Genomic DNA, 12575 nt, shown 5'->3' with positions numbered 1-12575 from the left:
AATATTATTTATTTTCAATCTCATCATCTTTAAAAAGTTTACTGGTATAGTCTAATAATTCTGTATTACCTAATGTTCCATGTCCTGGTACAATTATTTTTAAATTTGGGTATTCTTTTTTAATCTTATCTACTGTTCTAGACCATGTTGCTGTATTTGCATCACCTAAATATCCTTTGGTAGCGTCTAATTCTTTTATAAGACAACCACCAAACATTATATTATCTAAAGGATAGTAACCTACAATATTGTCTCTAGTATGTCCTTCACCAAAAAATTTTGCGATAATAAATTCGCTTCCTATGCTTAACTTTAAAGAATCATTAAAACTATTTTGTGGCACAGTATAATGATTAGCTTTGGCTAAATCTATCGTTTTAAAATAAGCATAAGAAGGTATTTTTTGTTCATGAAAAGCTTGTAAACCTCCTAAACAATCATCGTGAAAATGAGTTGGAATGATTGCTTTTATATTACAATTCAATTGTTTTGTAATCCATTCCATTAATTCTTTAGAGGCTTTATCTGTAGTAGGCGTATCAAAAACAATTGTTTCATTATTATTTTTTACAATTAAACCATTGCAAGGAACATAACCAAAATCTTCCGTTTGAAGAAAAGAAGTATGTTGGTACGAATTTTTAGCTATTTGAGCGATCACTAAAGTTTCCGTTTTATAAATTTCTTTAGGCATAAACTTTTCTTCCTTTTCAGATTTACAACTAATAACTGTAAAAGAAAATATTGCAAGAAAGTAGAATTGAAATATAAGTCTCATCGGGTACTTTAAAAATTAATTGTTTTCGTAAAATTCTTTTAATTTTCTCATTACTATTCTTACACCCATTTTGGTATCGATTGAATAAGAATTAGTAAAAATTATATATGCTTTGTTTTGAATCCTATCTATGTGTACCAGTGTATAATAAGTCCCAGCTGTACCCGAATGAGTTGACAATTCTTTTTCATTTTCATAAATATTATACCAACCTAAGGAATAATTTTCTATCCCTTTATGTATAAATTTATAAGTTGAAGCTTTTAAATAATTGTCTTCTCCTTGTAATCCTCTTAAATTAAGCTGAATAAATTGTATGTAATCTTTCAAATCACAGTTTAAATCTCCTGAAGGTTCCGTATAATCTAAATGATAATCGGTCGTTGAAGGAACGGGAATTAGTTCATCATTTTCAAAGGAATGCCCCCAAGTATCTTTATTTTTTTGATTTTCTGGCCATGAAAATTGAACATTTAATTTTAAATCTTTATTAAAAACTTTATTTACCAATTGTTCCCATGTTTTATGAGTAACTTTCTCTAACATTAATGTAGCTAAAGTATAACCCGCATTAGAATACACAAAAGGGTTTTCTTCATCAATATCAACTGGTACTGTGGTTAATACAAATTTTCCAAATGCCATTCTTTTCTCTTTTTTTGAACCTTTAAAATTTGGAATTTCGGGGTCATTTTCTCCTTGAAAAGGTTGAATTCTCGCTTTATGAGAGAGTAATTCTTGTAAAGTTATATTTGCATATTCTAATCTACTTTGGCTTTTCCATTCAGGAAATAAATCAAAGAAACGAGTAGTCCATTTTAATTTGCCTTTTTCAACATATTTAGCTATAATAAATGCAGTCATTGCTTTGGTATTGGAACCAAGATGAAAGCGATCATTTACAGTAGCAGAATCATTTAATAAAATCGAATGTTTTCCAAGCGCATGTATTTCTAAAACTTTTTTACTATCTACTACTGCATAACTTAGCTCAGGTATTTTATATACAATTCTTACAGAATCAACGAATTGTGTCGCTTTCTGAGCTAAACACACAGTAGTAAGTAAGAAAACAAAAATTGAAATTACTTTTTTCATATTTGCTTGAGAATTTATTAAAAATTAGAATAGCAAAAATAAAAGTACATAATTACTTTATCTAAATATTTTAGCATATTTATTTTAAAACAACTAAAATATCTTAATTAATAATCAACTTCTTTCTTTCTCCTTTAAAATGCACCATATAGATACCCTCATCTAGCCTACTCAAATCGGCTATTTGTGAACGACCCTTAGCTACTTCTTTACCAGTAAGATCATAAACAATCCATTGGTATTCTTGGTTAAAATAGATAAAATCAGTAGTAGGATTAGGATAAAAAGAATTTAAAGATTTTTCATTTGAAACTAAACTTTGCCTTACATTAGAAGCAGCAGTAAAGTGAAACCAGTTTAAATTAAATCCGGCTCTAACTACTTCTAGTTTTATGGTGTGCGCTCCTTGAGGCAAATAGATAATTTCTGTAAGTGTCTGCCAATTTTGCCATCCATTAGTAATTGGTAAATCGATTGTTTTTTTAATCTGATTATCTACTAAAACATTTATTCGACCACTAGAAGAAAGACTGGCTACCCTAATATCAAAGCTATAATTATTTGAAGTTGCTACTGTAACATTATATTCTAAAATATCATTTACATCTAAATAACCCACATTTTTTCCACCACCAGCATCAGAAGTATCTTCTAATTGAATTCCATAAGAAAAAGAATAATTTTCTGCTTCAATTTTTCCAGGAATAACTAAACCAGAAGGAGGAAAATTTGGCTTAGTAAGTTTGAACCAATTCAAGTTAAAACCACCTGTTACCACTTCTAATCGAACAGTATGCAAGCCAGAAGATAAATTGATGCTTTTAATAATAGTTTCCCAATTTTGCCATCCGTTAGTTAGTGGCATACTTAAAGTTTGATTGTACTGCCCATCAACAAACACATTCAATTGTCCATTGGCACTCATACTTGCTATTCGCAATTCGAAAGTATAATTATCTGTAGCTGAAATATTAACATTATAATCCATCCAGTCATTTGGTTCTAAATATCCTACATTTTGCCCCAAACCACTATCTGTAGTGTTTTCTAATTGTGTTCCAAATTGACTCGCATACTGTTCTGCCTCAATTGTACCAGGAATATTGTGTGTAACGGGTAAAGGTGGATTGTTTTGGAAAGCATATTGCACTTGAGCTACTATAGGAAAATGATCTGAAGCGACAGGAGTTTTAATAACCCATGAATTTTGAGAAGAATAATTCGAATTATTCACACAATAAATATAATCAAATTTTGTTCCAAATCCTGTATCTACATTGCCTGAAGGGAAAACATCTCTGTAAGTATCTCTACATTTAATAGGATTATCTGAGCCATTTTTCATCCAAAGTGTAACAGAATCTCCTTCATTTGAATTAAAATCCCCTGTAAGATATACTGGATCAGATTGTATGGCTCTATTAGCCATTCTTTGAGCAAGTAACTTCATACTTTTGAGTCTTTCATTAGGTAAATCTGGAGTTGGAAAATGAGCATTAAACAGATAAAATCCTTTACCTGATGATTTTTCAATTAAATGTACATAAGTACAAATTCGATTATAAGCTCCACCAAATCGAGAAGGTGTATTAGGCGTATCTGACAACCAAAAATTTCCAGAATTAGCTGTATCTAAATTGTATTTATCTCCTTTATAAAATATCCAAGAACCTTCTCCATTGTCACCACCATCTCGACCTATACCAAACCATGCATAACCCGTTTGTTGAATTAAATAATCTCGCTGATAATTTACAGCCTCTTGTGTTCCTATTATATCTGCTTGTGTGGTATTAATTATATAAGCTGCATTTGCTTTTCTTCCATCCCAATTAGTACTATAAGGTTGTTGCACATTAAAAGACATGATTTTGAGATTCAAATTTTGTGATGCAAGAATCGTGATTTTGCAGAAGATAACTAGCAAAATCAACAGTTTTGGTTTGTTTGTTTTCATATTTAGAGTTTGTTTGTTTGATAAAAATTTAAACGTCTAAAATAAGAATAATAATCCTTTTTTAAACATGTCATTATATTGCCAAATAATTAATTTATTTTTAAGAAAACACCTTCAATTGTCGCATTGTGACCAAACTGTCCAGAACAAAATCCTTTAGTATAATGTATTGAAACAAAACCTTTGTAGAAATTTACTTTAAATTCACAGTCATCAGAATCTGGAATATTATAAATAAAACTATTGTTTATTAAATTAATAGTGTCTTTTTCTACAGAAGCTATATTACGTGCTGGATCGCTTGTAACGCTAAAAATTTCAAACGCTACTTGTTTTTCATTAATTTTTTCTATTGAAAACTCTCCCTGAGAACCCGCTTCACTATAAGCATATCGGTAAGTACCAAAGATTTTTTTATCCTTAACTTTTATTTCAGGTATTACAACAGTTGTATCTTTTATAGTTAAATCTAAAGGATAATTCTTTCTACTTTTGGGTGAAAACCATTCGCCTACAAAACGATTTTCAGAAGAAACAGTAGCAGTAATAATTCCTGTTATATTTCCAGAAGAGTCAAATTCTAATAAACGAAAATTATCATCTTCTAGTAGGTTTCCAATAATCTTTATAGGTTTTTTTTCTTTTGTATTAAGGTATAAAATTTCACCAACTACAATATTGTCTTCTATTTGATAATGTAAAAATATTGGAATAGATTGATTAATGTATCCTTTCCAAAATACTTCTTTTTTTTCATTTTTTTCATACGTAGCAATTGTAGTTGAAAATGTATCTTCTTTAATTTCTTCTAAAGAATTTTCGTTCTTATTTTTAGTTTGACAAGCCGATAGTAAATAAATTAAAATAAATGATACAATTCTGTTTTTCATGTTTGAATGTTTGCTTTAAAAATAAGCAAAATCTTTGTTGAAATATAAAATTATTTCAAGTTTTAGTTCATTTTCCAAAGCGTTTTAAAAGTGTTTAAATTATCTGAAGTAATGTCTTCATTTGCCATAAAAACAGCCCCTTTATTTTCATCGGGATCAAACATTAAAACACTTGACGCACCTAAATCGGAACCAGTATGTCCAATCATTCCCGATTTAAAATAAATGATAAAAACACCTATATTAGGCTCTTTTTCTTTTATGTTTTTGGGTTGCAAGCTTGACGAATTAAAGTTTTTAGAAAAATAGGTTTGCCAGCCTTTGGTACTTAATAAATTACTTTTTCCATTATATCCTTTAATAAGTTCGATAAGATAAAGTGATAAATCGGTTATGGTCGTCTTTAACCCACCATCAGGGTACGTATCATAAGAATACAACTCTAATTCATTGTCTTTTTCGTCATATAGCGTAGAAAATTGATTTAGATTAATTTCATGGTGAAACCAACCTGTATTTTTCATTTGTAAAGGTATAAAAATATGCTCTTTAGTGAATTCATTAAAAGGTTGGCCACTTACTTTTTCTACAATATAGGCGGCAAGAGCAGCTCCAATATTACTATAAGAGTAACTTTTACCTGCTTTATTTTTACTGAATAAAGTAGCTACTGTTTCTTTATTTACATAAAAATGGGTATAATAAAAATCGTGAAGGCTTTTTTGGGGTAATTTCTCGAAGGTATAAATGCTATTATATATAGCTTCGTTATCAATAATTCCAGAAGTATGGGTTGCTAAATGACGCAATGTAATGATATTGTTTTTTTTAATGTGCGGATTTTGAATTTTGAAATCAAGATACGAGTTAATATCGGTGTCTAAATCTAACATTCCTTTTTCTTGAGCGATCAGCAATGCTAAGCCAATAAAAGTTTTACTTACCGAACCTATTGGCTGAATCGTATTTTTAGCATATAATTTTTTTTCAGCATAATTAGCGTAGCCATAAGTTTCCATAGTAACAATACTATCCTGATTAACGGTTGAAATAGCATAACCTGTAAATGCATTATCTTGACTAAAAATTAGTGTAACATTACAAAAAAATAAAAAACTATAAAATAGATGGAAATGTTTCATTTGTTAAATTGTTTCTTATAAGACTTTTTAAATTCTTTTTTGTTACCAATATTATATTTTTTAACAACACAAAACCCTTACTATATGAAATAATAAGGGTTTCTAGATATTTTAAAAAAAATTATTTAAAATCCGTTTGCGATAGCTAAAAAATCATCCGCTTTTAACGAAGCTCCTCCAATTAAACCTCCATCTACATCTGGTTTAGAAAAAATCTCTTTTGCGTTTTCAGGTTTTACACTTCCACCATATAAAATAGTTAAGTTATCCGCAACATCATTTCCATATACTTTTGCAACTAAATTTCTTATGAAAGCATGCATTTCTTGAGCTTGTTCTGGTGTAGCAGTCTCACCAGTACCAATAGCCCAAACTGGTTCGTAAGCCAATACAATACTAGACCAATCTTTTTTATCTAAATGGAAAAGCCCGTCTCTTAGTTGATATTCAACTATATTAAAATGATTATCTGCCTGACGATCCTTTAACTCTTCTCCAAAGCAAAAAATTATTCGCATTTCATGTTTTAAAGCAGTATCAACTTTATTTGCTAATAAAGCATCTGTTTCATGAAAATACGCTCTTCTCTCGCTATGTCCTAAAATAACCGTTTTAACACCTATATCAGTTAACATACTTGCCGCTATTTCACCTGTAAAGGCACCGCCTTCAGCCTGATGCATATTTTGAGCTGCTACTGTTATGCCTTTCCCTCCTACTTTGTCTTGAGCAGATTTTAAATTTACAAAAGTAGGTGCTACAATAATTTCAGCCTTAGTTTCCTGTTTTTTTAATAAAATTTCATCTAGTAAAGCCAAAGTTTCTGTATTCGTCTTATGCATCTTCCAGTTACCAGCTACAATATTTTTTCTCATTATTTCTAGTTTAGTTTGTATATATAGTTTGTAAAAAAAGAATTCGTTTATTTTTCTAATCCTTTTAATGTACTTATTATTTTACTATCATCAGCTTCAATAGCTTTAAACAGTACAATTTTTCCTTCTTTATCCAAAATCATATATCTTGGAATCCAATCTAATTTTATAGATGTACCAAAAATGCCTTTCATACCATCTGAAGTTAGATAATGTTCTCCTTTGACTTCGTATTTTTCAATTCCTTTTAACCAAGCGTCATATTTCTTATCCATAGATATGAATAAATAAGTCACATTTGGAAATTGGTTTTGCAACTCTTTTACTTTTGGCATCCCTTTTATACAGTCAGGACACCAAGAAGCCCAAACATCAATTAAAACAGTTTTTCCTTTATATTTTTCAGTAATTTCTTTGAATGTAATGTTTTCATTATTTGTAGTAATCATTACATTTTCTAAGGCTTCTTTTTTAAATTCTGTATCTTGAGCATTAGAACATGAAGTTAGAAAAAGCGTTAGTCCTATAATAAAAAGTATTTTTTTCATTGTATATTTTTTTTCAAATGTACTATTTAAGAATTCTAATTTAGTTAGAAAAAAGATAAAACCTCTCTTTTGTTATTTAGCTAACTAATTTTCCTCGATTTGTGAGAAACTTTAATTAGTTTAATACCACTTTTTCTAAATCGTTAAAATGTACTTTTTGCACAATTGTACCTTTTTCTAAAATCACAATTCCAGGGTTGGCTCTAACAATTGTTTTTAAAGTAGTAGGATCACAAAAATAAAAATCATAAGAAAGATTGAATTTCTTTTTTGTTTCGCTTATCAATGTTTCATCAGAAGCGGTTAACCCAATCACTTGATACCCATTTTTTACAGCTCTTTGATTAAAATCTTCTAATTTTTTCATCCCTTTTTCCTTAGACTTGTTCAAATCATAAGCTATAAGAAGTACAACCTTAGGTTCTTGTAAGATAGTTTCTACATAATTAGAGCCGTCTTTTTCTATTGTAAAGTCATGAATAGGTGGCACATAACCTTCTTTTATTAATTTATCTTTTCTATCTACAAATTCTGCACCTTCAGGGATTTTATTATTCATTACATCATTGTAAGGAATTTCAGTATTTACCCCGTTTACTTTGTAAATAAAAACCATTTCATATTCACTTTTAGGAGCTCCATCAGGGATTTCCATACCTTTTTGAATATTATTTCCTATTTTATAAGCTCTAAAATCAATTATTGGTAAATGCTGTAAAACATAATAGGCCATAAATAAACATAAAGAATAAGCAGCAAAAACGGACAAGTTTAAAGCTGATTTTCCATATAAAGGTTTTATATAATTTTGATTAAAGAATAAAATTAAGATTAAAAATAATAAAATAAGATCTTTAATAAAAGATTCGAAAGGAGTTAATTTTAAAGCATCACCGAAACAACCACAATCTTTTACTTTATCAAAATACCAAGAATAGAAGGTTAGAAAGGTAAAAAAAACTATCATTAAAAGTAAACTCCAAACTGTAAATTTAGTTTTAAATCCTATGAGTAACATGACACCTAAAACCACTTCAAAAATGACAATAAAACAGGATATGATTAAAGCAGCTGGAACAAGAAATTCCATGTTTAAAACATTGGCACTAAAATATTCTTCTAATTTATAAGAAAAACCAAGTGGGTCATTAAGTTTAATTAATCCAGAAATAATAAATAATACTCCTACTAGAATTCTTGCTATTTGTGTAACTATATTTTTAAAATTCATAATTTATAATTTACAATTCCTAATTAAAGATTAGCTTTTCCTAAATGAATTAGTGCAAAAACGGAATAATTTATCATATCTTGATAATTCGCATCGATACCTTCGGAAACAATTGTTTTTCCTTTATTGTCTTCAATTTGCTTTACACGTAATAATTTTTGCAAAATTAAATCGGTTAAACTACTTACTCGCATATCTCTCCAAGCTTCACCATAATCATGGTTTTTATCTTCCATTAATTTTTTGGTCAATGCAATTTTAGTATCATATAATTGAACCGCTTCTTCAAATTCTAAATCGGGTTGAGTTGCTATACCCTTATCGATTTGAATGAGTGCCATAATACAATAATTTATGATACCAATAAATTCTGATGTTTCATCTTCGTCAATTTTTCGCACTTCGTTTTCTTGTAAACTTCTTATGCGTTGTGCTTTAATAAAAATTTGATCTGTTAAAGAAGGTAAACGAAGAATCCTCCAAGCCGTTCCGTAATCTTTGGTTTTTTTAGTAAACAAATCGCGACATATAGCAATTATAGCATCATATTGTTGAGAAGTATTCTTCATTTATTGATATATTTTGTATGAAATTTTTTCAAAAATAAAGAATATAGTATTAAGATTAAAGCATTAATTAGAAAGATTTTTTTTCAACCTGAAAGAATTATTTCTTTTTAAAATTTGCTATACCTTCTTGCAACCAAGCTTTGTATTCTTCAATATCAGGTGTATAACCGACTGGTTCATTTAAATCTTTTCCTTCATTATCCAATACAACATAGTAAGGTTGGGAATTAATATTGTATCTCTCAATTTGAAATTCTCTCCATTTTTTACCAATGGTAGTTACCTCATTACCAGATATTTTAGAAACATAAACTTGTTCAGCTGGTAACTCACGTTGATCATCTCCATACAAAGAAATTAAAACAATTTCATTCTTAAGCATGTTAAATATAGCTGGATTAGACCAAACATTTTCTTCCATTTTTCTACAATTAGCACATGCATGACCTGTAAAATCTAATAAAACTGGTTTATTTACTTTTTTTGCATAGGCAATCCCCTCTTCATAATCATGAAAAGCCATTAAACCTAATGGCCCTTTATGTACATTTTCTGTAGTTTTTTCTTTAGAAAAATCGGCTATTATAACTTCATTTTTAAACCCAACACCGTCAGGACTTTCACTGTAGGTCATTGGAGGTGTATAACCACTTAAAATTTTCAAAGGTGCACCCCACAATCCTGGAATTAAATAAATCGTAAAAGTACTAACTAACAAAGCCATAAACAATCTACCAACTGAAATATGATTTTGAGGAGTATCATGAGGTAACGTTAGTTTTCCCAATAAATAAAAAGCCCAAGTTCCAAATACAGCTATCCAAATTGCTAAGAAAACCTCTCTTTCTAACAAATGCATTTGTAACACTAAATCGGCATTAGATAAAAATTTAAAAGCAAATGCTAATTCCAAAAACCCTAGCGACACTTTAATCGTATTTAACCAACCGCCTGACTTAGGTAGTGAATTCATCCATCCTGGAAACATTGCAAACAACATAAAAGGTAAAGCTATTGCGAAAGAAAAACCAAACATTCCTACAATAGGGCCTATACCTCCTTGCCTTGCAGATTCTCCTAATAGCGAACCTACTATAGGACCCGTACAAGAGAATGAAACTACTGCTAATGCTAATGCCATGAAAAATATTCCCACTATTCCACCTCTATCCGCTTGTCTATCAATTTTATTTAGCAAAGAATTTGGTAAAACTATTTCAAAAGCTCCCAAGAATGAAGCTGCAAATATTATTAAAATGACAAAAAATATTAAATTAAACCAAACATTAGTAGAAAGTGCATTTAATGAATCAATTCCAAAGATAGCGGTAATGATTAAGCCTAAACCAACATAAATTATGATAATTGAGATCCCATAAACAATCGCATTTCTGATACCTTGAGCTCTATTCTTACTTTGCTTTGTAAAAAAACTAACTGTCATTGGAATCATAGGAAAAACACATGGAGTTAATAAGGCTGCAAACCCCCCTAAAAAGGATAAAATGAAAATCGTCCATAAATCTTTTTTCTTTTCCTCTTTTTCATGCTTATTAGCAATTTTTACAAACTGAGAATTAGAAGATTGAATAGTATCCTTACTTTCAGTAGCAATCACTTCAGAAACTATTTCTTTTAAAGAATCTACTTTCTCGGCACTTACAACGACCTCTTTTACTATTGAAGTTTCAGTTGGTTTTTTATTTTCAATTTGTTCCTCTTCCGTTTTTATTATTGGTAGAATAAACGTTAAATTATCATCTTCTTGCACACACCTACCGTCAATACAAGTTTGTCCTTCTAAAGCAACTTTTATTTCTTTCAATGCAGGATTAGTAACTTTTATCGTTTGTTTGAATTGCGCAGTATTTGTAAAAAAATACTCATCTACTTCAAAAATTTCACTGTATTCTTTATGATAATTACCTTGTTTTGTTTTACCTACTAATAAATAATCTTTTCCAGCGTTTTTGAAGGTAAAAACTAATGGTTGTGAACCGCCATCTGGAGTATTTAAAGCATATAAGTGCCAGCCAAATTCAATTTGGGCATCCATTACTAGCTCAAATTCAGTATTGGATTTTTGGGTTATTTTGGTTTTCCATTTTACTACATCGACAATTTGGGACTGTCCTAAAAATGAAAATAAAAATGCGAAAGCAACAAGTATTTTTTTCATTATTTTAATTCTATTTTTACTATTTCTTTTGTTTTTGAATGTGCCAAAAATCGTTGATCTGCTCTTTTTCCAATGATCCAAACTATTTCATTATTAGAAATTAACAACCATTGTTTTTCTTTATCTAATAAGGAGTATTTTTCATCTTTAAAATATTTACTCAACTTTTTCTTTCCTTGCATTCCTGAAGGAAAAAAATAATCTCCTTCCTTTTTTTTACGTATTTCAAGGGGAAAAGATAACTTATTTTGGTCTACAAAGATACTATTGTTACTTGGTTTTAAAATGTTATCTGTCTGACAAAGGGTAATATTTAAGGGAAATTTAAGATTCTGAGTTATTTCTTTAATATAATACACTTCTTCTGTTTCAACTTTATTTACAGGAGTAAGTAATACATAATTCCTATCTTTTAAAAGTAAATATGTGGAAGAAAAAATCTTTTTCCCAGCTTGCGCATGTATCAAATCATAGATATCATCCCAAGCCGTAAAACCATATTCTTTCAGCCATTGGTACAAATAAGCTTTATAATTAGTATATTTCAGTATCTTTTCACAATCAAATTTAATTGTATTACCTTCTATCATTGCAACTTTTTCAAATGCTATTTTACTAGATTCGTTAACCAATTGTGCTACTTGCTGTAAATGAGTTATAGTATTTTGAAAACCAGTTAAAAAACTTGGATTCAATTCTTTTAAAACAGGAACAATCTTATGTCTTACTTTATTTCTCACATACTTATCTGAAGCATTACTAGCGTCTTCTCTCCAAATAATCTGGTTTTCTTTAGCATAAGATTCGATTTCGATTCTTGAAATTCCTAAAAAAGGACGAATAATTTTTCCATTTTGAGCAGGAATACCAACTAATCCTTCTAAACCAGTTCCTCTAGAAAGATTAATCAAAAAGGTTTCAACTTGATCATCTAAATGATGGGCAGTAACTATAAAATCATAATTTTCTTGAATCAATAATTCATGAAACCAGTCGTAACGCAATTTTCTAGCTGCTATCTGAATAGAAAGCTTTTTTTTATTAGCATAACTTTCTGTATCAAATGATTGCAAAAAAAAAGGCACTTGTAATTCGTTTGCTTTTTCTTCCACAAAATAAGCATCTGCATTACTTTCATCTGCTCTTAACTGAAAATTACAATGAGCCACACCTATTTCTAATTGCAGTTTTTTACAAACAGAAAGCAATACCATGCTATCAATGCCTCCACTAATGGCCAAAAGAAATCTTTTTTCTTTTATAAAAGAAAAATTTCTTTCAAAATGTTGTTGGATTTTTTGTAGCATG

General features: G+C 29.3%; 11 protein-coding genes. All 11 read right to left on the bottom strand.

The window, feature by feature from the left end; genetic code table 11:
• Window positions 1-4: 4 nt before the first annotated feature.
• The 11 genes from bla to tilS all read right to left on the bottom strand — a co-directional run bounded on the left by bla (window position 5) and on the right by tilS (window position 12574).
• The gene (gene bla / locus HALO113_RS12940; RefSeq protein ID WP_159779419.1) at window positions 5-778 is read right to left on the bottom strand and encodes a subclass B1 metallo-beta-lactamase; all 774 of its coding nucleotides are present in this window, start codon (window positions 776-778) and stop codon (window positions 5-7) included.
• Window positions 779-793: 15 nt separating this feature from the next.
• Complete coding sequence (locus HALO113_RS12935) at window positions 794-1876, bottom strand: serine hydrolase (protein WP_159779418.1); 1083 nt, start codon at window positions 1874-1876, stop codon at window positions 794-796.
• Between the two features lie 103 nt (window positions 1877-1979).
• Window positions 1980-3743, bottom strand: a complete 1764-nt coding sequence (locus tag HALO113_RS12930; RefSeq protein ID WP_159779417.1) for a carbohydrate-binding protein — start codon at window positions 3741-3743, stop codon at window positions 1980-1982.
• 179 nt (window positions 3744-3922) lie between these two features.
• Window positions 3923-4723, bottom strand: a complete 801-nt coding sequence (locus HALO113_RS12925) for a hypothetical protein (protein WP_159779416.1) — start codon at window positions 4721-4723, stop codon at window positions 3923-3925.
• 62 nt (window positions 4724-4785) lie between these two features.
• Window positions 4786-5865, bottom strand: coding sequence for a serine hydrolase (locus HALO113_RS12920; RefSeq protein ID WP_159779415.1), 1080 nt, complete (start codon window positions 5863-5865; stop codon window positions 4786-4788).
• A 125-nt stretch (window positions 5866-5990) separates the two neighbouring features.
• Window positions 5991-6740: a triose-phosphate isomerase gene (gene tpiA, locus HALO113_RS12915; protein ID WP_159779414.1), complete on the bottom strand. Its 750-nt coding sequence runs from the start codon at window positions 6738-6740 to the stop codon at window positions 5991-5993.
• Window positions 6741-6787: 47 nt separating this feature from the next.
• Complete coding sequence (locus tag HALO113_RS12910; protein ID WP_159779413.1) at window positions 6788-7288, bottom strand: TlpA family protein disulfide reductase; 501 nt, start codon at window positions 7286-7288, stop codon at window positions 6788-6790.
• A gap of 115 nt (window positions 7289-7403) precedes the next feature.
• Complete coding sequence (locus tag HALO113_RS12905) at window positions 7404-8519, bottom strand: BT_3928 family protein (protein WP_159779412.1); 1116 nt, start codon at window positions 8517-8519, stop codon at window positions 7404-7406.
• A 23-nt stretch (window positions 8520-8542) separates the two neighbouring features.
• Window positions 8543-9088, bottom strand: a complete 546-nt coding sequence (locus HALO113_RS12900; RefSeq protein WP_159779411.1) for a DUF1599 domain-containing protein — start codon at window positions 9086-9088, stop codon at window positions 8543-8545.
• 97 nt (window positions 9089-9185) lie between these two features.
• Window positions 9186-11267, bottom strand: a complete 2082-nt coding sequence (locus tag HALO113_RS12895) for a protein-disulfide reductase DsbD (protein ID WP_159779410.1) — start codon at window positions 11265-11267, stop codon at window positions 9186-9188.
• Window positions 11267-12574: a tRNA lysidine(34) synthetase TilS gene (tilS, locus tag HALO113_RS12890; protein ID WP_159779409.1), complete on the bottom strand. Its 1308-nt coding sequence runs from the start codon at window positions 12572-12574 to the stop codon at window positions 11267-11269. Before tilS ends, HALO113_RS12895 begins: the two co-directional genes overlap by 1 nt.
• Between the last annotated feature and the right edge of the window lies 1 nt (window position 12575).

Origin of the sequence: Flavobacterium sp. 9AF (genome assembly GCF_902506265.1) — a bacterium.
Taxonomy (GTDB): Bacteria; Bacteroidota; Bacteroidia; order Flavobacteriales; family Flavobacteriaceae; genus Flavobacterium.
The sequence above is the reverse complement of the archived record's forward strand: the minus strand, read 5'-3'. Positions and strand labels throughout refer to the sequence as shown.

Coding starts and splice junctions, on each gene's coding strand:
- bla (WP_159779419.1), bottom strand. CDS start 778: ATGAGACTTATATTTCAATTCTACTTTCTTGCAATATTTTCTTTTACA.
- HALO113_RS12935 (WP_159779418.1), bottom strand. CDS start 1,876: ATGAAAAAAGTAATTTCAATTTTTGTTTTCTTACTTACTACTGTGTGT.
- HALO113_RS12930 (WP_159779417.1), bottom strand. CDS start 3,743: ATGTCTTTTAATGTGCAACAACCTTATAGTACTAATTGGGATGGAAGA.
- HALO113_RS12925 (WP_159779416.1), bottom strand. CDS start 4,723: ATGAAAAACAGAATTGTATCATTTATTTTAATTTATTTACTATCGGCT.
- HALO113_RS12920 (WP_159779415.1), bottom strand. CDS start 5,865: ATGAAACATTTCCATCTATTTTATAGTTTTTTATTTTTTTGTAATGTT.
- tpiA (WP_159779414.1), bottom strand. CDS start 6,740: ATGAGAAAAAATATTGTAGCTGGTAACTGGAAGATGCATAAGACGAAT.
- HALO113_RS12910 (WP_159779413.1), bottom strand. CDS start 7,288: ATGAAAAAAATACTTTTTATTATAGGACTAACGCTTTTTCTAACTTCA.
- HALO113_RS12905 (WP_159779412.1), bottom strand. CDS start 8,519: ATGAATTTTAAAAATATAGTTACACAAATAGCAAGAATTCTAGTAGGA.
- HALO113_RS12900 (WP_159779411.1), bottom strand. CDS start 9,088: ATGAAGAATACTTCTCAACAATATGATGCTATAATTGCTATATGTCGC.
- HALO113_RS12895 (WP_159779410.1), bottom strand. CDS start 11,267: ATGAAAAAAATACTTGTTGCTTTCGCATTTTTATTTTCATTTTTAGGA.
- tilS (WP_159779409.1), bottom strand. CDS start 12,574: ATGCTACAAAAAATCCAACAACATTTTGAAAGAAATTTTTCTTTTATA.